This window comes from Bacillus cereus group sp. RP37 (assembly GCF_040459695.1).
GTDB lineage: Bacteria > Bacillota > Bacilli > Bacillales > Bacillaceae_G > Bacillus_A.
Genome location: NZ_JARVHP010000001.1, coordinates 1992538 through 2015776, shown reverse-complemented (window position 1 = coordinate 2015776; position 23239 = coordinate 1992538). Strand labels below are relative to the sequence as shown.

Sequence of the window (23239 nt, the reverse complement as noted above, 5' to 3'; positions counted from 1 at the left end):
TTTCCCTCCTTCTTACTTAAATGGCGTTAAGCTTAACTCAAGCGCTACCGCTAAGCGACCTTGATTATCGTGCCCTGCAAGTAATAAACGCTCTTTATCGTCTACTTCCCAGTGCGTAATACCTTCTGCATATACCCAACCATGATCCATTTTCAAACCAACTCGGTATGGATTCGTTCCAGTAATCTTCCCGCGTTCAAAGCGAATAATTGCATTTCGAATGAATGCTCCAACTGTCATCATCTTTTCATTAAAGTGTGACGCATACGCTCCGTTCGTTGTTTCTAAATGAATATATACATCTTTATTTACAAAACGTTCAATTTCATTTTGAATAAGAGAACTATCTTTTACTATTTCCATCGGAATTCACCTCTTTAAACCATTTTACGCAAAAATAATGTAAATTGCTATCTCTATATTAGAGGACAACTCTCACTTTTCCTAATAATTTGCACTGTGTTTCTTTATTTTTTTATATCATATGTAAAAAACACATTTTTTCCTTCACTTTGTTAAATAGTTTTCTTTCTTTTTTGAATTTGCTACAATATAAATTATGCAGAAGGATGCATGTTTACAATTGAATACATACTTTAAAGAAGGTGACATGATTGGAACAATCAGCACATGAAGTAGCAAATTGGCAATATTATTTTGCAATTGCCGTATTTTTAGTCACGTACGGATTTATTATTTCTGAGAAATTGAATCGTGCTGTAATTGCACTATTCGGTGCTGCTATTATGATTATTTTTGGAATTGTAGATTTACATACCGCTTTCACATCACATATTCAATGGGAAACGATCACCCTTTTAATTGGGATGATGATTCTCGTACATATTACGAGTCAATCAGGCGTCTTTGAATTTGTGGCCATTAAAGCGGCAAAAGCAGCTGGCGGAAAACCAATCCGCATTTTATTATTGCTATCCCTATTAACTGCTGTCGGTTCAGCATTTTTGGACAACGTAACAACAGTATTATTAATCGTACCTGTTACACTATCTATTACACGTATTTTAAAAGTAAACCCTGTTCCTTATTTGATTTCAGAAGTATTATTTTCAAATATAGGCGGAACAGCAACATTAATCGGTGATCCACCTAACATTATGATTGGATCAGCAAATAAGCATTTAGACTTCAATGCCTTTTTACTGAACTTAGCTCCAATCGTAATCATTATCTCTATCGTTACACTTGGCATTATTTACTTTATGTATCGTAACAAACTAAAAACAACACCTGAGCAAATTAAAATATTAATGGCATTGAACGAAAAAGATTATATTAAAGATCAAAGCCTCCTTTTAAAATCCATTTCGATTTTAGGACTAACTATTTTAGGCTTTGTACTTCATTCGATTATTCATGTAGACGCTGCTGTTATCGCGATGACAGGCGCTACACTTCTTATGTTAATCGGCGTGAAAGAACATGATATTGAAGATGTATTTGCCCACGTTGAATGGGTAACCATTTTCTTCTTCGCCGGACTATTCGTTCTCGTTGGCGGGCTAATTGATATCGGACTTATTTCTTCACTCGCAAAAGAAGTGCTCGACGTAACAAACGGTGATATCGGTTTCGCCGCTATACTTATTTTATGGGTATCTGGCATCGCATCTGCAACCATCGACAACATCCCATTTGTCGCAACGATGATCCCTCTTATTCAAGACTTAGCTACAGGACTCGGACTATCTGTCGATTCTCCGCAAATCGAAGTACTATGGTGGTCGTTATCTCTTGGAGCTTGCTTAGGAGGAAACGGAACATTAATCGGAGCATCAGCAAACGTAGTCGTTGCTGGTATTGCAAAACGTGAAGGACATGCTTTCTCCTATATGGACTTCTTAAAAATTGGTTTACCGTTAACAATCATTGCGCTATTATTATCACATGCTTACATATATTTACGTTATTTAATGTAGAAATTGTATTGCATGAAATTATATCGTCAAATACAAAAGGTTTGCAGCACTATGCTGCAAACCTTTTTTCCATCACCAAAATATACCGATAATTGCTAATCCACCTAATATCATACCACCAATTTGTCCAACGATTGCTGGCGATAATTGAACACCTTTTCTCACTTCAACAACCGGTCTTTCGTGCCTTAGTTGTTGCACTTCACTTTGAAGTTGATGTACACTTCCGTGTAATTCTTTAATTAGTTCCTTTAATTCCGCGACTTCTTCATTTACTGGTTTTGCTTTTTCTAAATTCATCTCACATGACTCCTTATAAATTCAATCAGTACACTGTAAATTTTCGCCAATTATCATTGCATCTCCTGCATACTATATATAATATCGAATGTATTCTCTAATCCTGCAGCTCTATCCATTCATCTCGCAATATCCCCATAATGATACGATCAAAACACTTCCCATCTCTTTGAACCGCTTCTCTCATACAGCCTTCCATCTGAAAACCCATCTTTTTATACAACTCAATAGCAGCTTTATTATAAGAAATAACATCCAGACCGACGCGGTGCAAATTCAATTCATAAAAAGCATACTTTAAAATAAGATGGATTGCTTCTCTTCCATATCCCTTACCTCTATCATTTGCATCTCCTATACCAATAGCTAATAACCCTGTTCTGTTATTCCACTCTATGCCATGAATTGCAACAAAACCAATTAAACGATCATCTTGAACTGTCCTCAACATGAAAGATACACTATTCGATCTCCGTCCCTTTAATAGTCCATCACTTGCTATTTCTTGTAACGATTGCGGAAACGCTACATCTGTATCGACATTTCTTAAATACTCACTATTTTCTTGCCACATTGCCATTACTTCAGCATCAGCTTCTCTAATAGCTGATAATTTAATCGTTTTATTTTGAAAAAGATTCATCATCATTTCAAACTCCCCCTTTTTAATAACGGGGATACTTATTTTAGCCTATTTATCCCCTTGTTCCATAAACTGCTTTATAAACGGGATACTTACAATAAGCGCTGACATTGGCACATCTCCTTTGAATTCAATTAAATTCATTGTATAATTTTTTATTTATTCTAACAATAACAAAAAGGCCCCAAAATTTAGAGGGCCTTTCTTAATAGCAAAACTATATTATTTCGTAAACATTTTCTCCGCTTCGTCCATTGCCATTTTGTTACCTAAAGCAGAATAGTCAAGCCATGGTTGGTCATTGATAATGTATACGTGCTTGCCTTTAACTGCTTTTAAGTCTTTCCAGATTGGTGTTTCTTGAAGTTGTTTAAATGCCGCTTTTGCCTTATCGTCTCTATTTACAACAACGAAAATAGCATCTGCATCAAAGTCAGGTAATACTTCTTGTGAAATGACTTCGAAAGGACGGTTTCCATCAATTTTCTCTACACCATTTGCAGGTTGTAATCCTAAGTCTTGGAATAAAATTGGTCCCATCGGTCTTTTCGTACTAAATACTCGTAATTCTTTTGCAGTAACACGAATTGCCATTACTTTTTCGTTATTACCTAATTCTTTATCTATTAAACTTTTTACTCGTTTTGATTGCTCTTCGTAATCTTGAATATATGTATCCGCTTCTTTCTCACGGTTTACAAGTTTACCAACTTGTTTTAACTGATCTCTCCACGTACCTTCATCTAAGTTGAAAGAATGTGTTTTTGCAATTTTTTCGTATTTCGCTAAATCTTTGCCCGCGTATTTTTCATCAACATAAATGTCAGTTGGCTTTAATTGAAGTAACGCTTCCATGTTTGGATCTGTTACAACACCAAGTTTCTTCGTATCTTTCAACTGCTCTTTTGCGTGTGGTAAGAAATCTCTTAAATCTCCACCAATAACAGAACCTACTGGTGTAATTCCTAATGCAAGTAAATTATTCGTTAAGTGAATGGACATAGAGGCGATTTTTGGATCATTACTTTTTTCCGTTTTTTTCGTTGCCTCTTCATTGGATTTCGTTTGACCACATGCTGCTAATACTAAAATACACATCATGCTAAATAAAATAGTAAGTTTCTTTTTCATATGTTCTCCTCTTTGAAGTATTTATTTTGTTTTTGTAAGTAAATAAAGAAAATACGGTGCTCCTAAAGCCGCCACTACTACACCAGCTGGAATAGAGTTTGGCTCAAATATAGAGCGACCTATCGTATCTGCTAGTACTAAAATAATCATTCCAATAATGCCAGTTAGCGGAAGGAAATGCTGATAGGTAGTACCCACTAACTTTCTTGCAATATGCGGAGCAACTAAACCGATAAAACCAATCCCTCCTGCCATCGATACACTCGCACAAGATAATCCAACCGCTGTAGCTAAAAGTAATAACCGTTCCTTTTGAACTGAAACACCAAGTCCTGCTGCCACACTATCACCTAGTGACAATGCATTTAACGTTTTAGATTTTAGCCATGCATATGGAGTTAGTATGAAAATCCAAGGTAATAATGCAAGGACATGAATCCAATCCCTTCCCCATACGTTACCAACTAACCACCTAGAAGCGAATGTATACGTCTCATCATTTAACTTGAGAGAGAAAAATAACGAAATCGCACTAAATCCAGCTGAAACAGCAATACCAACGAGAATAAGTCTAATAGGAAGTAAACCTTTTGACCGGTCACTCGCAAGTATAATAATTAAAAATGCAGCTAGTACTCCCCCGCCAAATGTAAATAACGGTATTAAAATCGATGCATTCTCATTAATAGAATGAAAGAAAGTAACGAATATAATTAGCCCGAAAGATGCACCTGCATGTAATCCTAAAATACCAGGGTCTGCAAGTGCATTACGTGATAGCCCTTGCAAAATCGCACCGGAAATCCCAAGGCCAATACCGGCTAACATTGTAATTATAATTCTTGGCATACGATAATCGTATAGCACTGTTGTGCTCTCAAAATCACCATAACCGAAAAGCGTTTGAATTACTTTGAGCGGTGCAATGCTCAGTGTCCCTGTATTTAAACTAATTAAAATGACAGCGATACTCATACAACCAAAAATTGTAGTTACAGTAATGGCTCTCTTTTTATCTGTGTTCAAAAGATCCTTCACTTATAGCTCCCTCCCAACTTTACGTGCTATATAGAGGAAGAACGGAACTCCAACAAGAGCTACCATAATTCCTATTGCAAGTTCTTTAGGAGGGTTTACTGTTCTTGCCCCTAAGTCAGCTAAAACTAATAACATAGCTCCTAAAAATGCTGACATAGGAATAATGAGTCGATAATTCACACCAACTAATTTTCTAGCAATATGCGGGATAACTAGTCCTACAAACCCAATAGAGCCAACAGCTGAAACAGATACACCTGCAAGGGTGACTACTATAATCATCCCTAGTATTCTCGTTCGGTTCGTTTTTACTCCTAAATTCGTAGCAACATCATCCCCCATTGATATGAGTGAAATAGATCGCCCTAACACTGTCGCAAAAACAATCGTTATGAGAATAATAGGAACTAAAAATTTCAAGTGTTCCCACTTAACCCCTGCAACACCACCAGCGTACCAAAACGCTAAATCTTGACTTAAATCATAATAAATTGCAACACCTGAACTTAACGAATGCAAAAGCGCTGCCATAACTGCTCCAGCAATCGTTAATCTCATCGGTGTTAATCCGCCTGATGTTGCTGATCCGATAATAAAAATGAGCACTGTACTTAAGACCGCTCCAATAAAGGAGACAATCATTAAATAGGAATACGGCATATGCGGGAAAAAGGCAAAACTAAGTGCTACTACAAACATCGCACCTGCATTTATGCCAAGCACACCTGCATCCGCTAAAGGATTTCGTGTTACTCCCTGCATAACAGCGCCAGCCACCGCAAAAGCCGCTCCTACAATTGCTGCACCAATTACCCTCGGGAGTCTTAATTCATAAATAATTTGGTGCTGCGTTAATTTCGGATTATAATCAAAAACCGCTGTCCATACAGTTTGTAAATGGATATCCTTTGCACCAAATGCAACAGCTAAAAATATAGAGCCGATTAAACATAAAATTGTTAAGCTCATGAAACATATGAACTTAATATGTAGCCAGCGATTATTGCCAGCATATACAGCAGGCTTATGTAACATGTTTCATTTCATCCTTTATATTCAGTTGTTTTTTATAAATATTTTTTATTTGTAATTATTATTGATAATAATTATCAATTTCATTTAGATATTATATCTCCACTTTTTTTAAATAGCAAACTATTTTTTCACTTCGCTAAATATTAAAATACCTATTACAAATTCCTTCCAAAACTTACAAATACACGCCAAATAGACTACTAGCTTATTTTTAAAATTGTAGTATACTTAGTCATTATTTTGAGTTTTCAAATAAAAATATCGAAGGTGACACAATGCTATATATAAAACAACTACTATACTTCACTTACGAGCAAGCATTATCTTGCTTATTCCCAGTCGTTATTTTCTTAACACTAGCCCTTTCAAAAATCATTTCTATCCCAGGGTTATACCGCTACGATTTCATACTCATCATATGTCTTCTTATGCAGTGGTTTATGTATAAAACTGGACTTGAGACGAAAGACGAATTAAAAGTAATTACCGTCTTCCACCTCATCGGCCTTTTACTAGAAATATATAAAGTACATTTCGGTTCATGGAGTTATCCTGAAGAGGCGTATTCAAAGATTTTTGGAGTTCCACTTTACAGCGGCTTTATGTACGCAAGTGTCGCGAGTTACATATGCCAAGCGTGGAGAAGATTGCATTTACATATGTATCATTGGCCGAAAGCTATTTTTGCAATACCTCTAGGAGCAATGATTTACTTCAATTTTTTCACACACCACTTTACATACGACTTTAGATGGATATTAACTTTACTACTATTCATTGTTTTCTCTCGCACATTTGTAGAATTTTCATTACAAGGCGTTACATATAAAATGCCACTCGTTCTCTCCTTCTTCCTTATCGGTTTCTTCATTTGGATTGCCGAGAACATCGCAACATTTTTCGGAGCATGGCAATATCCAAATCAACGGGAAGCATGGAATCTCGTTCACTTAAGCAAAATTAGTTCATGGTTTTTACTCGTTGTTATTAGCATTATGATCGTTACGCAACTCAAACATTTGAAAGAATCAAAAAGATAATGCTGATTATGTAAAAACAGTTAGCCCATCAATCATTAGAGAGTGATGGGCTTTTTTAATAATATTTTTCAAACCGTCCTTATCAAAAGAGTTATAAATTCACCATAATTTACAACAGCATAAGCAGTTGCACATTATGAACTACTACTAGCAGAAGATGTTGCTGCAGATGAAGCGGCAATCGTTGCCATCATAGCTGCTTGTTGTGCTTGTATAAGGACTTCTATCATAGTTTGTAAACCTGTGTTGGTAGCTTTACTCTCCTCACCTTTCTGACTTACGAACAGCTGAATAGCAATAAGAATATTTGTATCTGTATGCCAACGGAACAATTTCTCTCCCTGCAATTTTTCAATAAATGCTTTAATAGAATGAATCTCTTTTTCTCCATCCTCAAGTAACGCTAGTAGCCCGATAGCTGGATAATGCATCTGTTTCACTTTTACCTTTTCTTGTTTTAACAAATTCCATATGTTTGTACATGTTGCAACTAACATTTCTTCACGGACATCCTTCTTTAGTGAAAGAATGTGACTTAAAAATTGAAGATCATTACCCTTACGCAAACCCGCTTTCGCTAGTTTCTGATACAGACGTTCTACACGGTCCATAAGTGTTTCTACATTCTCTGATTGTCCTGCTAATAAAACCGCGAGCGGATAATCGTTAGTACCTGTAAGAAAAAGATGATCCTCTTTCATGCGTTTATATACTTGCATCGAACGCTGAACGTGCGTGCCATGCTGTTCATTTTCTTCTGTTAAAAGCACAGCTGCTGCGAGATAAGTAAATATACTTCGGCTAAAACCACCAGCGACTAATTGTTCATATAAATCTAAAAACCTCCGAAAAGCTTCCTTGTAATCTGTAAAGTGAATATCTAAAGTTGCGGCCACCACAAAGCGATGATAAGACTTTAAGTATGAAAACATCCCTACCTGATTCTTAATATAACTACTAATTTCTAAAAAACGGGCGAGATCAAACAATTTATCACTACCTGCATACATAGCAGCAATCATCATACCTGTTCGAGAATCACTCGTTTTCCATTTCAGTTCGCCCTTTAACTGTGCATATGTATGTGTGTATTGCTCCAACTTTTGTTCTAATGTAATCATAGTATTCACCCCTATTTCTAGTCTTCTCTATTATTATACGTATATTCCATATTTAGGAACACCCTATTTCATACGGATTTTGCAACCTTATTTCTGTATGATCTTCAATATTTTTCTATTATGTAAAACAAAAAATAATAACTATTCCTACTTCATCAGTATCACGATGGTAAGCGTTCATAATCCTTCAAGAAGTTCAACAACAAAAAAAGATAGATAATAAATTATCTACCCTTTTTGTTTATATATTATTTCACATTACACCTGTATTGTGAAAAATAAGGTTGTAACTACTTACACCTCAATTTTGACAAAACATTTGTAATTTCGTTTTTTATATGCAATTAAACTTTACCAAAAACTAAAGAGCCTTAATAATACGTTCCATCGCCTTCATTTGCCCAATATGATCTGCTTCATGATAAAGCATCATACCGTATAGCTCCCCTACTGTTTCCAATCCTAGGAATAGCTCTGGAAGTTTATTTTCAAATGCTTCTGCTGGAATTTCGTTAATACGTTTTGCTTGTTCTTTTAATTGGGCCGTTAATACTTCTAATGACGGTCCTTCTGTTTTCCATTTAGACGGTCTTGATCCATATCCAAACATACCTGGATATTCCGTTGGTAATTGTTTAAACTCTCTTCCAAACATGAATGTTTCCGCTGCTGTTAACACATGACCAATGTGCCAACGAATTGTATTATTAAATCCCTCTGGCTGCGTATCCGCAGTTTTATCATCTAACGTTTCCATAAATTTAAGTAATGCACCGCGCGTTATTTCAAATTGTTTTAAACCAACTAGTCTATTCATTTTATCGTTCTCCTTCTTGATGTACAATTTATTATGAACTAAAAATGTTCAATGTATTAAAGTTTCACCTTGTTTAATCTATCAGAAACAATGAAGAAATACATCTAATATGCTTAGTAAAAATAATAAAAAGGTTCACCTCTCGTATATATAGAATTACTTACTACACAAATAGTTTAGTAAATAAAAGAGGAGTGTTAATTTCATGTTACATGTGTTAAAACAACAATATAATCTTATTAGCTCTACAAGAGAAACTCTATTTACATTTTTGGGAGAAATCCCACTAGAAAAATTACATAGCACTGTTCCAAATTTCGGAAGCGGTAGCATTATAAAGACGCATATTCATGTAGCCGATTGCTACCGATACTGGCTTGGATCATTCGCATTCAAGCAAAAACGGGCAGATTTTTCATTTGCTAGTGATTATGAAATTGAGCATGCAGATATCGAGAAAGTCCGTGATAGATTTAAGTTAGTAGATGAGGTTGTAATACGTTTTTTAGATGAATACAATGACCGGTGGCTCGAAAATATAGCAAATGAAGTGAAATGGCAAAAAGAGCCTTGGAGCACAACTCCGCTATGGCTTTTAACTCATACAGAGACTCATGAGTTTCACCATAAAGGACAAATTGTATCAATGACTCGTCATCTTGGATACACTCCTCCTGATACAGATCTTAGTTAATTCTAACAACTCAACTACTATAACTGTCGTTAGCATTGTTTATATACGAAAAGGCTCTTCATTCTTTTTGATGTTGTTTATAGTTCTGCAATTTTTTTGCGGCACAAACTTGTATGTTATTTTAATTATGTTTGTGTCGTGTTCTTATTGATTAGTTTCATATCCATAAAAAATATATTAATATTTTTCCTTTTATTATTTGAGTTACTTAATCAATAAAAGGTTCTTTCTTTTTATTACGACTTTATACACCATAAAAACGAAAATTCCGAAAATTAAAGTTGGAATTGCTGGTAACACTTTATCATTTGGCACGTACACACTCCAAAAAGAATTAAGAAGCGCATGAAAAATTAGACACATAAAAATACTTTTAGTTACGTTAAAAATTGTAGTAAGTAAGAAAGACACAGCAATTGTCGTAATTATGAAGGCTATAAAATCCCTTTGAGTTTGATTCGTGCCTGGAATAAACCATAACGGCCAGTGCCAAATTGCCCATATAAAGCTCACAATAACCGTACTAAAAAATGCCGAAAATCTTTTCTGAAGGGCAGGTTGTAAGAATCCTCTCCATCCAATTTCTTCAAGACCACCACCAACGATCATTATTGGAAAACTAAGTAATGCCACGTATAATGGTTTTTGCACCTTTTCTCCACCAAATATTGTTGGAAGATAACAGCTAATAAAAGCTAGAATAATGATTAGAATATACCATGCAAAGTGATGTTTAGGATTTACAATATTTTTAATGAAACTTCTAAACTCCTCTTGTGATCCATATTTTTTCTTTAGACTAATCGCAATGATTGCCGGCATAATCCCACCGAAAACAAATAGTATCATCGCTAGCGGTGTACCAAATGTCGTAATGTTTAATCTTATCAAGCTAATTAATAACCCCCAAAGTGTCCATGTAAATATTAAAGTACATATTACATATCGTTTAATCTCATTCCCCATTTACTTAGCTCCTTTGTTTTAATTACAGCATAAATTTGGATAAAAGAAAATATTTCATGTTAAATTATCCCAAAAACACTAAAGGAACATCCATACTAAAATCAGGCTTTTATGAGTGAGCCCACTTCCACCTACCTACTTTGCTTCATTCGCAATTCGAATGTGGAGTCTTACTATTCGTAAAGGAAGAATAAATAACAAAAAGAAAGGGCTTATTTTGAAAAACGATAAAAACATGCGCTTTTAAAGTGACGATAAAATAATTTAATTCTTGTTGAACTACGATGCAGATTAATGGTACATGCTTGTTTTCAGCTTAAAATATCTATAAAAAACTCGTGGATGCATTTTGTTATGTATAAAACTTTTATTATTTGTTTTAGGTATACCATATCATTATAAAATTCATGTAACATCAAAGTAAGACACATACTTTTCAAACAATACACAAAATAAAACTCTTCTTCCATGTAGAGCAAAAATATTTATATACTCTATCACCAAACTTAAGGAGAAAATTATAATGAGATTAGAGAGTGAAAGAATTTATTTAAGACCTCTTTGCGAACTAGATGCCCCAATTATATTAGAAAGTACGATGGATACAGAGATACGTTATATGACTGGAACCAAACCTACTTTTTCATTGGAACAAATAAAGACACATATAGCTCATATAAATAATGATTCGAGTCGCTACGATTTTGCTATTTGTTTACAAAGCAATGACGAAATGATTGGAGAGTTGTCGATTTTAGATATCGATGAGGGTAACAAAAGAGCAGGCTTCCGAATATCGATGCTTTCTATGTCATTAACAGGAAAAGGCTATGGAACTGAAGCTATTAAAATAGTTTTAAGTTTTGTTTTTGAACAACTATCATTAAATCGTTTACAGTTAGAAGTGTTTAGCCATAATTTACGCGGAATTAGAGCTTATGAAAAAGTTGGGTTTGTAAAAGAAGGAACCTTACGTCAATCTTTATTTTATAACGATACATACTCGGATGAAATTATTATGGCAATACTTAAAAGTGATTATAAAGATATATCATTGTAAATAACTGTTCTTAAACTATTAAACAACTTTAAAGAACCTTACCACAATAAAGTGAAACTTTAATCAGTGGGGGCTTTGTTCATCCCCCACTGATTATTAGTTGAACCAATCGGGCTTTTACGGGCAGTTGATCCCCCATCTAACTTCTTTGCTTTCGCTGAATTTTGAGGTGGGGGTCTTACTGCCCGTTAATGCGGGATAAAATGCAGTAAGGCTCTTTCATTTTTATATCAAATAATAGCTCTTAACACATGTATTATATTAATACCAAATTGTCTCCGCATAATTATATGCATCACTATTCGGAATAGCATGTTTCCCTTGCGCTTGTGCCTTTCTTGGATCTAAATCATATACCATTGGTGTATAGCATGATGTTTGCCCTTTATTTACAACACCATTTCCTCCAGCACTTCCGCAAGTATATGCCTTTCCATCTGTTTTTCTAACAATCCTTGCATCAGCTTCATTATTATAAACTGCTGGGCGGGTTACAGTAACTTTTGCCCATGCTGTCTTACACGTCGTGCTAAATTTTAATTCTACATAAGAATTTGAATCAATCCACTTCTTTTCTTTCGTTACTGCTGATTGATCACAACTATTATAGTAAGGACTTTTCCCATCATACGAATGGTCTTCTGCATATGCTTTATCGCTACTGGTCGTACTAAACATACTTGTTAAAACGAACACAGATAGAAAAAGAAATGCGCCCACATTTTTAAAAAGTTTCATAGAATTCCACTCCTTTATTAATAACGTCCAGTTTTCCCGTAACCATTATTAATCGTCACCGCTTCAGCATCAGCTGTATAACCAAAATCAGCAGTTAAATCAAATACCATTCCTGTATACGTACTCGTTTGACCTGTTTTAATTGCTCCATTACCACTATTAGAGTCTACTGATTTTTGAAATACACCGTTTTTATATTTATTAATAACAGCGTAAGCATATATCCCTCCAGAAACAGAAGGGGCTGGTTGATCTAAAACAAGCTTAGACCATGCTGCGTGACATTTATTACTGTAACGTAAATATACTGTCCCTACTTTTTTACTACCTTCGTACACCGCTGTAGACTTTGCATTAAATCCATCTGCATCACACGTTGTACTGCCTCCGTATACTTTCGTTGTTGCTGGATTTTTCCCGTCATAATAACTACTAAGATCGGTAGCTGCAAATGTACTTCCTTGAAAACTAAATAATACCCCTACACTAGCTATACTTAACACACATACTTTCATTAGCTTTTTAAACATTGTAAATCTCCTCCCTCAAAATAAGTACGTATAATAAAGACAATCTATCCCCTATGTACGCCCCTCCTTTCATTCCACCTAGAGGCATCTTACAGAAACGAATAAACGTTGTAAATTCCCTTATGGTTATTGGAATATACGAAGAAATTTACTTATCCTTGTAAGAAAAAAAGTTGAGAAATACACATTTTATAGCATTCTTTATTTAAAACATAAAAGAACCGATACTTGTTACATGCAAGCATCGGTTCTCTCTATGCAAAAGTGCCATTTTTTCTTTTATATAAAATAAATATTTCTCCACTTAATCCGTTGTAAAAAACTCCCTTGTTACATCAATAAATTGTTGTAACGGTGCTGTCATCCATTTATCTTTATGCCAAGCAATTTGTGTAAAAATTGGATTGATAGTATTTTCTAGTTGCAACTCTTTTATCGTTCCCTCTCGTATATCTTTTTCTACTACTATTGCTGGTAAAACTGCTATACCTAAATCCGCAATGACACATTGTTTAATTGCCTCGACACTTACAAACTCAATCTTATTCGCTGGATACACATCTTCTGTACGAAACAGCTCTTCAAATAAAGTCCGGTATGAGCACCCTAGTTCTGTTAACAAAAGAGTTTCCTTCTCTAAATCTTTTATAGAAACGGAAGGTCGCTCGAGTAAACGATGCCCTGGAGCAGCTACTACTTTTAATTCTTCTTTCATAAGTGGCTCCACATGCAAAGCATCTTCCGTTTTACATTCATCCAAAATAAATGCAAGATCAACTTTCCCCTCCATCAATTGTTCCTTCGCATCTTTATTGGAATGCGCTGGTTTAAAGATAAGTTTGATTTGTGGAAATTGTGCTTTAAACCTCTTTAATATAGATGGGAGCCTATATGTACATTGACTTTCTTGCGCACCGATTATTAACGTACCTGCTATTTCTTCATCATCTTTCACAGCCATTTTCGCTTCATTACTGAGTGCAATCATCTTATCAGCATATAATTGAAACTTCCTTCCTGCTTCAGTTAAAAAAAGACGTTTCCCTAATCTTTCAAATAACGGCGTACCGAGCTCAGCTTCTAACGTTTTAATTTGCGCCGTTACGCTCGATTGAGCAAAGTTTAATTTCTTCGCAGTTTGGGTAAAGTTCAAAGTCTCTGCCGCTACTTTAAATGTAATTAATTGTTTTATCTCCATTTATCATCCCTCTTTTCAATCGGTATTTCCGATTGATTTCATCGAAATAATCCTCTTTGTCTATTGATATTTATATTGTATGATAAAGAGCATCGACAAACAATATAATGGAGGTATTCCATATGAAAGCACTTTGTTTCGAACAGTTTGGAAGTCCAGATGTACTACAATATAAAGAAATACACGATCCAATCATAAATCCAAATGAAATTCTTATCCGTACGAAAGCAATCGGTTTAAATTTTGCTGATATTTATAGACGCCGCGGTGATTATCATCTCGCTGGCAACCCACCTTATATATTAGGTTATGAAGGGGCTGGGATTGTTGAAAAAGTAGGAGCTGACGTTACTACTATCAATGCTGGAGACCATATTGCATTTGCTGACGTTCCATTCGCAAATGCAGAATTAGTTGCCGTTCCATCTGAAAAAGCAATCCCGCTTCCAGATTCTATCTCTTTTGAAACAGCTGCTTCTGTCTTATTGCAAGGTCTAACAGCACACTATTTAACGAAAGATAGCTATCAAATAAAACAAGGTGATATAGCTTTAGTTCATGCCGCAGCTGGTGGCGTTGGGCAACTTCTTATTCAAATGATTAAACTACTGGGTGGAAAGGTAATCGGCCTAACGTCATCAAAAGAAAAAGCACAGATAGCTACATTAGCTGGTGCCAATCAAGTATTTTTATATACTGACGCATGGCATACCAAGGTACTTGAAATAACTCACGGTGCTGGAGTAAATGTTGTATATGAATCAGTAGGCTCTACACTTGAGGAAAGTTTTAACGCTACTAAAATTGGTGGTACTGTCATATTTTTCGGAATGGCTGGCGGTAATCCTGCACCCGTTGATCCGCGTATGCTTATGGATACTTCAAAAACTTTAACTGGCGGAGACCTGTGGAACGTGCTTACTACTTTTGAAGAACGTAAGCAGCGCTCTACTCAATTATTTGATTGGATCGCTAGTGGAAAATTAAACATCGCGAGTCCTACTACATTCTCTTTACAAGACGGTGCCCGTGCCCATGAATTATTAGAGAGCAGAAAAAGTACAGGGAAGATTTTATTAATCCCATAATCGTTCCAATAAAAAAAGGAAGCTAGAATGTATTTCTTTGCTTCCTTTTTTAATGCTATTAATGTTCAATTTCGTTTCTTTTCAATTATATTTTTTCTGTCTATACTTCTCTTTCTAGGCCCCTCATTTTTAAGTTTATAAAATAAATGAATCTAAATATTAAAGGAAAGAACAAACCTCCCGATATCAACGATCCAATAAATACAGTATCAATAAAAGAAAAAATCCCAAAGAATATCATTCCAAAAAAATAAAATACAACTGCACTCCAATAAATAAAACGTGGAAACTTAGTTTGGAACGAATCACCTTTTTCACACGGTTTTCCAAATAACAAATGAACGAATTTAATCAACATAATCACTTCTCCATATAATTGTTAATATTCTTTTCTTCTTAGAACTGAGCATAAATCACATACTATGTATCATTTTCTTTACATTTTCCGACACTTAAGTTGTTAACTATTTCGAATACAGTAGCCTTTTACTCATACATTTCGCAAAGACAACAATATATTTTTATTTCAATACAAATCGTCTATCCCCATTATCATGTTGCAATTCAAACAATACTGGATTACTAACAAATCTTTTTAGCAAAACATGCGCCTCATGATCATTTATGTCATTAGGAATATTAATTCCACTAAATGATGTTGAGGAAATTAGTGTATGAAAATCATATTTAAATTCATAATCACCAATATACGCTAGTGCCAATTTCCCTTTCCATTCAATTTGATATGTCTGCCCTTCTAATCTAGTAAACTTAATATTATGAAAGGCTGACGCATCATGTCCAAGTAAATAAACGTCAAATGCAGTTAACTCTAAATCTAAGTCCTTCTGCTCATCCTCGGATAAAAAATCAATTGCAAATCTCTTTCCATTTAGCATATCCAAATCAAAAGGCACCTCATCACTTCCTACACGAAACCCTTTAAAATCCCATTCTTCTGATGACAAAGTACAGCTATGGAAATTGTTCCATACAATCTTCGCGTGCCAATCATCTTCTTCCTCATTCTCTTCATCTTCTTCATCCAAATCTTCCTCATCATAATCCGCAGTCTCTAAATGCAAATCAAAATACAAACCAGCTACACCATTTAACTCTTCTTCCTCTGCATATTTAAAATGTGCACTCCACTTAAAATTAACAATTCGATGACCATTAGGCCACGGGTTGTCCACAAAATATATTCGATCCATATTCACACGTTCCTTACTATGTTTTATTTCTCGTAAACTTACTTAAATTTCGAGATAAAATGTAAGACTAGACTAATACCCCTTCAATAGGCTGCAAAACAATTTGTTATTCCTACTCTCTAACTATACCATCACAATAATTTTCACGGTGCATTTTTAACGGAATATTCCGATTTTAATTAACAAATGATATACTGAAAAATAAAAAGAAGCTAGATTTCTCTACCTTCCTTTTCTTATTTCTATATGAAAGTTTTTATATTTCCACACTTTCTTTCCCTTTTGCAACATAACTCATATCTCCAACCGACTCGACTGTGTATGTTCCATCTTGATATACAATCTTCGTCACACTAGCATTTTCCACTCCAAGTTTTGTTTTGCTACTATCTAACATTTCTATTAAGGTAGTAATCAAAAGCCCATGAACGACAACTAAAACGTTACCGCCACTGTTTTTAGCAGCTTCCTCACTAATTTTATCAATCTCTGCTTTTATACGAGTAGAAAATAATTCCCAATCTTCCGCCTCTTTCGTAGGATCTGCTGCTCTAATAAGATTAATCACTTCTTGAATAGAAAACTTCATAAGTTCTTCTGGTGATGCAACGCCCGCAGCTTTTCCAACCGCATCCCACATATTTTCAAGCTTTTCACCTTCAAAAATACCGAAATTTAATTCTCGTAAAGCTTTTCTTTGCTCAAGTTTCAATTTTGATTGCTCACTATATTTTAATACTAAATTAGCAGTTTCAATCGCGCGGCCACTATCACTACTATACACAGTAGTAAAATGAATATCTTTTAATCCTATTCCTAAATTTGTGGCAACTTCCACACCTTTTTCTACTAACGGAGAGTCTGCCCAACCTTGCGCGCGATGGTTCGTATTTAATATTGTTTTACCGTGTCTTGTAACATATAACGTAACTACATTCTCATTGCTATCGGTTTCTCGCTTATTCATCATATTCTCTCCCTTTACATTTCTATATCAATTTTACCATCTTAATTATTCATTGAGCAAAATATACGTAAGTAAATATTCTTAATAAAAAAACGCTACCTTTCTGTATATCCCAACAAAAAGATAGCATCTTTTATGATTACATTTCTTAACCGATACTCCTACTCAGCAAAAGCACTCGAATATTGTACAATTCCTTCTACACCTTCAAGAGCATTCTCCCTTAATTCCATCGCCATAAACACTTCATCTGGCACTTCAAATGGTGCCTGTATATTCCATTCACTTGCTTTCTTAAAACCAAATTTCGGGTAGTATTCTGGATGTCCTAACACTACAACTGACCCGTATCCAAGTTCTTTCGCCTTTTCTAAAGCAACTGCGATTAGTTTTCCGCCAATCCCTTTCTTCTGATGCCCCCTAGCAACTGATACTGGCGCAAGCGCTAATGAATCTACAGAAGCTCCATCCTTTTCTATCGTGATTTTCGATAACATAATGTGACCGACTATTTCCTCATCTATCGCAACGATAGATAACTCAGGAACAAACGCGTCACATTCTCTAATACGCTTTACAAGTTCATGTTCCTTTTTATCACTAAATTCTTCATTTAAAAATGCTTGTTGTACAACTTCTTCTGTTTTTCTATAATCATTTTGTTGTTCTTGTCTAATCGTTACCATTTTAACTTATCCTCTGTTCTTTCTTATTTCTTTTTCAATTTTACGAAGCGCTTTTTTCGATCCGCGCTCAATATCATGCTGCATTTTTCTTTCTTTATAATCGACAAATAGTGTATTTAAATCGTATCCCTCTGGGTATAATTCTTTTGCTGCTACCTCTAAAGTAATACGTTTTACATTTACTTCAACGAATTCACCATTATAATATACAACGACGTTATAAAAATTATCTATTTCCTTATAGATGATACCAAAATCATCATAATCTAATAAGTTTACACGATCGCCGATTTTATACTCGTAATGATTTTCGCTTTTTTCTTGCACGAATTTCGGTTTTCTAATTTTGCTTTCATTCAGTTTTTCAAAACGATATTCTTTATTCCCCATATACTCTTTCGCTCTTTTTAGTACATGTTCTCTTACATTCATTTTATTTGCAATCCAAAGTGCATTACTTTCACCTGATTTACCGATTACTAATTTATAAAGTGGTTCTAGCGTCTCACTATTAAATTGCATCGCTGCATTCATAAAATCATCGTGCATTTCTGAGAAGCGTTTAATTTCACCGTAATGCGTACTCGCAACTGTAATACATCCCGCAAGATAAAACTCCTCTAAAATAGAAATTGCAAGCGCTGCCCCTTCATTCGGTTCAGTCCCACTTCCTATTTCATCAAATAATAGCAACGTATTATTATTTGACATCCTCATAATCTCAGATAAGTTTTTCATATGAGATGAAAATGTACTGAGTGCATTTTCGATACTTTGATTATCACCAATATCTACAAATACATTTTCGAAAATAGCAATTTCTGTTTCTTTATCTGCAGCAATATGCAGACCTGACATTGTCGCTAATGTTAGTAGTCCGATTGTTTTTAGCACAATCGTTTTTCCGCCTGCATTTGGTCCTGTAATAATTAAACTACGATAGTTTTGACCGATTTTAAAGTTTAACGGTACAACTTGCCCTGTTAAAAGCGGATGCTTACAATTTACTAAATGAACGTAGCCATGATCATTTAATTTCGGCTCTATTCCATCGATTGATTTACTAAACTTCGCTTTCGCAAATACCATATCATATTGGCTAATCAATTCCATATTAATTTTTATATGATAAATATTTTCTACTACCATTCCTGATAAAGTCGCTAAAATCTGATACTCTTCCATCGCTTCTTCTGCTTTCAAACTTGCGAGTTCTGCATTTAACTTTGTAACCGTATGCGGTTCTATAAATACAGTAGAACCTTTAGCGGACGCTTCAACTATACTTCCCGCAACTTGATTTTTATAAGAAGATTTAATTGGAATCGTATACCTATCATCCTTCTTACTAATAAAGAATTCCTGAATATACTTCTTATTTGTACTACTATTTAAAAACTTCGTTAAACGTTCTTTTATTTTCCCATCTACGGAATCAATACTATTTCGAATTCGTTTTAACTCTTTACTCGCCGCTGCATCAATGCTATTTCCTTTAATCGAAAAGTTAATTTCCTCTTCAATACTTTTAAATTCAGTCATTGAATTTGCATAAGAAGCTAATACTGGCGCAAAAAATTCTTTATCTAACATAAATTTTTTAATCTTTCTACATCCACGTAAAAAGTCTGAAACACTTACTAATTCTTCTGGATCTAAAATCATCCCTTTTTCTAATTTTTGAATTGTACTCGCGATATTGGATATTCCAAAAAAAGGCACATGTCCTTCTGCATCTACTATCGCTCGTGCTTCTGTCGTTTCATTCAATCGATTCCTCACTACTTTTATACTCGTACTCGGCTCTAATTTGTTTAATAATTCCTTACCTAATCCACTTACGCAATAAGATTTCACTATATCCTTTAATTCGTTATATTGTAACTTTTCAAAAGTCATCGTATTCATTTTGTTTCTCCTCACTATGATTGATTTTTATCATAAATGAAGATACCTACTCATTAGATTCCAATGAGTTCTACATTATTAAATTACCATTTTTATACATTAAAAATATATACAAAAAAGCTGCGGGGATACCGCAGCTTTTACATTTACAAGGCATGTGTAATAACATATGAGGAAATAAACCATAAAAAACGGATGGCAATCCTCCTATTACACGCTTTATAAAGTATTGTAGGTATCTTCATAGGTATCGAAATAAATCCATGACAAAATTAGGGGTATGATATACATAAAAATCCCCTGGTCTTATCCGATTTATTTCATTAAATTTTTCCTATTTAGTACCTACCGCACTCACAAAAAAGCACCTCTCATTAATTTATATTATAGTCATTGAAATCTAATTTACTGAAATCATCATACTATATGTTTTCTGAGAAGTAAAGGTGTCATACCTTTATAACTATGCAGCATGTAAAAAAGAAGGGGGAAACCTACCGCTGAACATATATGGAAACTGATCCTCCACTTACTTGGAACTGTCCCCAACCATCCTTATTAATTGTTACAGTATTTGTTTGATTACCCGTAATATCGTACCATACTTCCCCTGCATTATTCTTTCCAACATCCATCCACTTTGACCCTCCTGGTCCATCAGAGATTAATGTTGCTAAACCAGAATTAGCATGTACACTATCACCTTCTCTTGTCCAGCCAATCACATCTGGATGATCAAAATAATCATGCTGCGTACCATATGCAAAGTTTTTTCGTGCCGTCAAAATCGGATCAATTTTTTCCTTTAACGCTGGAATTTCATAGTTACTATTTCCTTTTGTACCATAATAATCACCATAGAAAACAGAAGGATATCCCTCTGCACGCGTTAAAATAAATGCATATGCCAACGGTTTGAACCAAGAGCTCACTACAGATTCCAATGACTGACCAGGCTGTGAATCATGATTTTCAACTAGAGTAACCGCAAGTGTAGGATGATTCGCAACTACCGTTCCTTTTAAAATATTTCTCATATCATAATTTCCATTTCCTGTTGAAGCATAATGAAAATTATAATGAAGTGGTGCATCGAACACAGATTGATTATAATTGACCTTCGCTAAATAATTATTTAAAGTCTGGATATCATTTTGCCAATATTCAGCTACTGTAAACATCTCTTTCCCCGTTTGCTGTCTAACATGATTTACCCAATCGCGCAAATATTCATGATCAATATGTTTAACAGCATCTAAACGAAAACCATCTAAATTTAATTCCTTCGCATACCACGTTCCCCATTTTTTCATTTCATTCGCAACATCTGGATGATCAAAATCAAGATCCGCATACATCAAATAATCATAATTCCCATTCTCGCTAGACACTTCCCAGTCCCACGCTTTACCTATGCCCCTAAATTTATAAATTCGGTTTAATTTCCTTCCTTCATCCCAATCCGTTCCGTCAAAATGATACCATTTCCATTTGAAATTAGAATAAGAATCTCCACGCCCTGGAAAGTTAAATCCCGTCCACGCACTAATTTCATAATCACCTGATACTTCAACATTTCGATTGCTCGGGTCTACCTCAACTGCTGTGACAGTTTCCGTATAATCAGCCCCACCTTTATGATTCATAACTACATCACCGTATACATCGATGTTTTTCTTATGTAAAGCGTCAATTGCAGATTTCAATTGTGCTTTCGTCCCATATTTCGTCCGCACTGTTCCCTTTTGATTGAATTCCCCCAAATCATATAAATCATATGCTCCATATCCTACGTCATTTTGCGTAGTTCCTTTATATGCAGGTGGTATCCAAACAGATGTAATTCCTTTTTGAGCTAAATTTTCAACATCAGTACGCAAACGATTCCAATGATTCCCATCATTCGGAGCGTACCACTCAAAATATTGCATTAACGTCCCATTGTTAACTGTATCTGCATACGCCTTACTCTCCCCATATATACCAGGTAAAAACAAAAAAACTGACAATCCGACTATTGTTATTCTTTTCAACATCTGTACACCATCCCCTCCCAAGAAAACGTTTGCATAGTTTATCAGAATCATTATAATATTCGTTCCACTGTTAGTAAAGTAGCAATCTCTCACTCTCCCACATTATTTTTAGTCTCACTTCAAATATTCAACGTAGTTTTAATTTCACATCCTATTCAAGATTGTTTACAATTTACCTATAAAAGCATAACGGAGGGATTTCTATGACCGACTTTCAAAAACAATTTTTTGCAAGATTACATATAGAAGAAAAACACAAAGTTTCATTTGAAGATTTATCTAACATTATGTACGCAATGGCACAAACTGTTCCTTTTGAAAACTTAAATATTCTCGAAAAGAATTTTAAAGAAATATCAAAAGAAAATTTGAAAGAGAAAATTTTAGTAAACAGCCGTGGTGGTCTTTGTTATGAACTCAATCCTACTATGTATTACTTCCTTAAAGACGCTGGATTTGATGTTCATCTCGTTTCAGGAACAGTGTACAATGCTGCAAATTCTATATGGGCTGTTGATTCTGGCCATATCGCAACCGTTTTAACACATCATAATGAATTTTATTTAATTGAGGTTGGATTCGGATCATACTTACCTCTTGCACCTGTCCCTTTCTCAGGTGAAGTCATTCACTCCGTTACAGGAGATTATCGTATTCGTAAAGAAATGACCGAAAAGGGAAACTATATTTTAGAGATGCGTAAAAACAATGAGTTTTTGGATCAATCTTCTGCTGATGATTGGACGTTAGGCTATGCATTTTATATAGAAGAAGTGGCTGAAGAAAAAGCAAATGCAGCACAAAAAATTATTGTTGAGCATGAGGGCTCACCATTTAACAAAGTACCTCTTATCGTAAAACTAACTGAAAATGGACATGCATCTTTAACAAAGGATAGTCTGACAATAGCAACAAACGGTAAAAAAACGAAAGAAAACGTTACAGATGTGCAATATAAGAATCTTTTACATTCAAAATTCGGAATTACATTATGATTTTTTAAGCCTTGCCATTTTAGCAAGGCTTTTCAATTTTCAGCAGGGATTTTTTGCAATTTGTTGTATTTCATAGTTATATAGGAATATAACT

General features: G+C 34.7%; 23 protein-coding genes and 1 pseudogene. 6 read left to right on the top strand and 18 right to left on the bottom strand.

Translation table 11 applies throughout. From position 1 onward, the window contains the following. Positions 1-12 precede the first annotated feature (12 nt). Entirely contained in the window at positions 13-363 is a 351-nt protein-coding gene (locus QCI44_RS10590; RefSeq protein ID WP_000407039.1) for a YojF family protein, read from the bottom strand. Positions 364-614: 251 nt separating this feature from the next. Here QCI44_RS10590 and QCI44_RS10585 point away from each other — a divergent pair, with 251 nt between their 5' ends. Continuing rightward, positions 615-1940: an ArsB/NhaD family transporter gene (locus tag QCI44_RS10585; protein ID WP_353811115.1), complete on the top strand. Its 1326-nt coding sequence runs from the start codon at positions 615-617 to the stop codon at positions 1938-1940. Positions 1941-2012: 72 nt separating this feature from the next. On the opposite strand, the gene QCI44_RS10580 is transcribed toward QCI44_RS10585, so the two are convergent. The 5 genes from QCI44_RS10580 to QCI44_RS10560 form a co-directional block, all read right to left on the bottom strand. Further along, positions 2013-2240, bottom strand: coding sequence for a coiled-coil domain-containing protein (locus tag QCI44_RS10580; protein ID WP_001047302.1), 228 nt, complete (start codon positions 2238-2240; stop codon positions 2013-2015). A gap of 97 nt (positions 2241-2337) precedes the next feature. Beyond that, positions 2338-2889: a GNAT family N-acetyltransferase gene (locus QCI44_RS10575; protein ID WP_088084042.1), complete on the bottom strand. Its 552-nt coding sequence runs from the start codon at positions 2887-2889 to the stop codon at positions 2338-2340. Positions 2890-3105: 216 nt separating this feature from the next. After that, on the bottom strand, positions 3106-4014 hold the full coding sequence (locus QCI44_RS10570) for an iron-hydroxamate ABC transporter substrate-binding protein (protein ID WP_353811114.1): 909 nt from the start codon (positions 4012-4014) through the stop codon (positions 3106-3108). A 21-nt stretch (positions 4015-4035) separates the two neighbouring features. Next, a complete protein-coding gene (locus QCI44_RS10565; protein WP_353811113.1) occupies positions 4036-5052 on the bottom strand; it encodes a FecCD family ABC transporter permease in 1017 nt (338 codons plus the stop codon). After that, entirely contained in the window at positions 5053-6087 is a 1035-nt protein-coding gene (locus QCI44_RS10560; RefSeq protein WP_061672796.1) for a FecCD family ABC transporter permease, read from the bottom strand. It lies immediately after the preceding gene. Positions 6088-6362: 275 nt separating this feature from the next. On the opposite strand from QCI44_RS10560, the gene QCI44_RS10555 reads away from it, so the two are divergent. Continuing rightward, positions 6363-7127 carry a DUF817 domain-containing protein gene (locus QCI44_RS10555; RefSeq protein WP_353811112.1) on the top strand — a complete coding sequence of 255 codons (765 nt, stop codon included), beginning with the start codon at positions 6363-6365 and terminating at the stop codon, positions 7125-7127. 134 nt (positions 7128-7261) lie between these two features. Here QCI44_RS10555 and QCI44_RS10550 read toward each other — a convergent pair. Further along, positions 7262-8298, bottom strand: a pseudogene (locus QCI44_RS10550) (DUF4003 domain-containing protein). Positions 8299-8609: 311 nt separating this feature from the next. Continuing rightward, the gene (locus QCI44_RS10545; protein WP_016086940.1) at positions 8610-9065 is read right to left on the bottom strand and encodes a DinB family protein; all 456 of its coding nucleotides are present in this window, start codon (positions 9063-9065) and stop codon (positions 8610-8612) included. A 205-nt stretch (positions 9066-9270) separates the two neighbouring features. On the opposite strand from QCI44_RS10545, the gene QCI44_RS10540 reads away from it, so the two are divergent. Continuing rightward, positions 9271-9759, top strand: coding sequence for a DinB family protein (locus QCI44_RS10540; protein ID WP_016135070.1), 489 nt, complete (start codon positions 9271-9273; stop codon positions 9757-9759). A 204-nt stretch (positions 9760-9963) separates the two neighbouring features. On the opposite strand, the gene QCI44_RS10535 is transcribed toward QCI44_RS10540, so the two are convergent. Further along, positions 9964-10725, bottom strand: coding sequence for a CPBP family intramembrane glutamic endopeptidase (locus QCI44_RS10535; RefSeq protein ID WP_098486107.1), 762 nt, complete (start codon positions 10723-10725; stop codon positions 9964-9966). A gap of 523 nt (positions 10726-11248) precedes the next feature. On the opposite strand from QCI44_RS10535, the gene QCI44_RS10530 reads away from it, so the two are divergent. Beyond that, positions 11249-11785, top strand: a complete 537-nt coding sequence (locus QCI44_RS10530) for a GNAT family N-acetyltransferase (protein WP_001235426.1) — start codon at positions 11249-11251, stop codon at positions 11783-11785. 261 nt (positions 11786-12046) lie between these two features. Here the strand turns inward: QCI44_RS10530 and QCI44_RS10525 are convergent, their stop codons facing one another. The 3 genes from QCI44_RS10525 to QCI44_RS10515 form a co-directional block, all read right to left on the bottom strand. Beyond that, positions 12047-12523, bottom strand: a complete 477-nt coding sequence (locus QCI44_RS10525) for a DUF2690 domain-containing protein (protein WP_016086937.1) — start codon at positions 12521-12523, stop codon at positions 12047-12049. Positions 12524-12540: 17 nt separating this feature from the next. Further along, the gene (locus QCI44_RS10520) at positions 12541-13053 is read right to left on the bottom strand and encodes a DUF2690 domain-containing protein (RefSeq protein ID WP_016135073.1); all 513 of its coding nucleotides are present in this window, start codon (positions 13051-13053) and stop codon (positions 12541-12543) included. A gap of 304 nt (positions 13054-13357) precedes the next feature. Then, on the bottom strand, positions 13358-14251 hold the full coding sequence (locus QCI44_RS10515) for a LysR family transcriptional regulator (RefSeq protein WP_016135074.1): 894 nt from the start codon (positions 14249-14251) through the stop codon (positions 13358-13360). A 122-nt stretch (positions 14252-14373) separates the two neighbouring features. Between QCI44_RS10515 and QCI44_RS10510 the strand changes: the two genes are divergently transcribed. Next, positions 14374-15339, top strand: coding sequence for a quinone oxidoreductase family protein (locus tag QCI44_RS10510; RefSeq protein ID WP_353811111.1), 966 nt, complete (start codon positions 14374-14376; stop codon positions 15337-15339). Positions 15340-15439: 100 nt separating this feature from the next. Here QCI44_RS10510 and QCI44_RS10505 read toward each other — a convergent pair whose 3' ends face one another. The 6 genes from QCI44_RS10505 to amyS all read right to left on the bottom strand — a co-directional run bounded on the left by QCI44_RS10505 (position 15440) and on the right by amyS (position 22150). Beyond that, a complete protein-coding gene (locus QCI44_RS10505) occupies positions 15440-15697 on the bottom strand; it encodes a hypothetical protein (RefSeq protein WP_016135076.1) in 258 nt (85 codons plus the stop codon). A 163-nt stretch (positions 15698-15860) separates the two neighbouring features. Continuing rightward, on the bottom strand, positions 15861-16553 hold the full coding sequence (locus QCI44_RS10500; protein WP_016135077.1) for a hypothetical protein: 693 nt from the start codon (positions 16551-16553) through the stop codon (positions 15861-15863). 256 nt (positions 16554-16809) lie between these two features. Beyond that, positions 16810-17520, bottom strand: coding sequence for a histidine phosphatase family protein (locus QCI44_RS10495; RefSeq protein ID WP_353811110.1), 711 nt, complete (start codon positions 17518-17520; stop codon positions 16810-16812). Between the two features lie 161 nt (positions 17521-17681). After that, complete coding sequence (locus QCI44_RS10490; RefSeq protein ID WP_016135079.1) at positions 17682-18206, bottom strand: GNAT family N-acetyltransferase; 525 nt, start codon at positions 18204-18206, stop codon at positions 17682-17684. A gap of 6 nt (positions 18207-18212) precedes the next feature. Continuing rightward, positions 18213-20114 carry an endonuclease MutS2 gene (locus QCI44_RS10485; RefSeq protein WP_088084053.1) on the bottom strand — a complete coding sequence of 634 codons (1902 nt, stop codon included), beginning with the start codon at positions 20112-20114 and terminating at the stop codon, positions 18213-18215. A gap of 494 nt (positions 20115-20608) precedes the next feature. Next, on the bottom strand, positions 20609-22150 hold the full coding sequence (gene amyS, locus QCI44_RS10480) for an alpha-amylase (protein WP_353811109.1): 1542 nt from the start codon (positions 22148-22150) through the stop codon (positions 20609-20611). Between the two features lie 203 nt (positions 22151-22353). Between amyS and QCI44_RS10475 the strand changes: the two genes are divergently transcribed. Continuing rightward, positions 22354-23145, top strand: a complete 792-nt coding sequence (locus tag QCI44_RS10475) for an arylamine N-acetyltransferase family protein (RefSeq protein WP_016086927.1) — start codon at positions 22354-22356, stop codon at positions 23143-23145. The last annotated feature ends 94 nt before the right edge of the window (positions 23146-23239 follow it).

Excerpts from the sequence above, each read along its gene's own strand:
- QCI44_RS10590 (WP_000407039.1), bottom strand. The coding sequence starts at position 363 with ATGGAAATAGTAAAAGATAGTTCTCTTATTCAAAATGAAATTGAACGT.
- QCI44_RS10580 (WP_001047302.1), bottom strand. The coding sequence starts at position 2,240 with ATGAATTTAGAAAAAGCAAAACCAGTAAATGAAGAAGTCGCGGAATTA.
- QCI44_RS10575 (WP_088084042.1), bottom strand. The coding sequence starts at position 2,889 with ATGATGATGAATCTTTTTCAAAATAAAACGATTAAATTATCAGCTATT.
- QCI44_RS10570 (WP_353811114.1), bottom strand. The coding sequence starts at position 4,014 with ATGAAAAAGAAACTTACTATTTTATTTAGCATGATGTGTATTTTAGTA.
- QCI44_RS10560 (WP_061672796.1), bottom strand. The coding sequence starts at position 6,087 with ATGTTACATAAGCCTGCTGTATATGCTGGCAATAATCGCTGGCTACAT.
- QCI44_RS10555 (WP_353811112.1), top strand. The coding sequence starts at position 6,363 with ATGCTATATATAAAACAACTACTATACTTCACTTACGAGCAAGCATTA.
- QCI44_RS10545 (WP_016086940.1), bottom strand. The coding sequence starts at position 9,065 with ATGAATAGACTAGTTGGTTTAAAACAATTTGAAATAACGCGCGGTGCA.
- QCI44_RS10540 (WP_016135070.1), top strand. The coding sequence starts at position 9,271 with ATGTTACATGTGTTAAAACAACAATATAATCTTATTAGCTCTACAAGA.
- QCI44_RS10535 (WP_098486107.1), bottom strand. The coding sequence starts at position 10,725 with ATGGGGAATGAGATTAAACGATATGTAATATGTACTTTAATATTTACA.
- QCI44_RS10530 (WP_001235426.1), top strand. The coding sequence starts at position 11,249 with ATGAGATTAGAGAGTGAAAGAATTTATTTAAGACCTCTTTGCGAACTA.
- QCI44_RS10525 (WP_016086937.1), bottom strand. The coding sequence starts at position 12,523 with ATGAAACTTTTTAAAAATGTGGGCGCATTTCTTTTTCTATCTGTGTTC.
- QCI44_RS10520 (WP_016135073.1), bottom strand. The coding sequence starts at position 13,053 with ATGTTTAAAAAGCTAATGAAAGTATGTGTGTTAAGTATAGCTAGTGTA.
- QCI44_RS10515 (WP_016135074.1), bottom strand. The coding sequence starts at position 14,251 with ATGGAGATAAAACAATTAATTACATTTAAAGTAGCGGCAGAGACTTTG.
- QCI44_RS10510 (WP_353811111.1), top strand. The coding sequence starts at position 14,374 with ATGAAAGCACTTTGTTTCGAACAGTTTGGAAGTCCAGATGTACTACAA.
- QCI44_RS10505 (WP_016135076.1), bottom strand. The coding sequence starts at position 15,697 with ATGTTGATTAAATTCGTTCATTTGTTATTTGGAAAACCGTGTGAAAAA.
- QCI44_RS10500 (WP_016135077.1), bottom strand. The coding sequence starts at position 16,553 with ATGGATCGAATATATTTTGTGGACAACCCGTGGCCTAATGGTCATCGA.
- QCI44_RS10495 (WP_353811110.1), bottom strand. The coding sequence starts at position 17,520 with ATGAATAAGCGAGAAACCGATAGCAATGAGAATGTAGTTACGTTATAT.
- QCI44_RS10490 (WP_016135079.1), bottom strand. The coding sequence starts at position 18,206 with ATGGTAACGATTAGACAAGAACAACAAAATGATTATAGAAAAACAGAA.
- QCI44_RS10485 (WP_088084053.1), bottom strand. The coding sequence starts at position 20,114 with ATGAATACGATGACTTTTGAAAAGTTACAATATAACGAATTAAAGGAT.
- amyS (WP_353811109.1), bottom strand. The coding sequence starts at position 22,150 with ATGTTGAAAAGAATAACAATAGTCGGATTGTCAGTTTTTTTGTTTTTA.
- QCI44_RS10475 (WP_016086927.1), top strand. The coding sequence starts at position 22,354 with ATGACCGACTTTCAAAAACAATTTTTTGCAAGATTACATATAGAAGAA.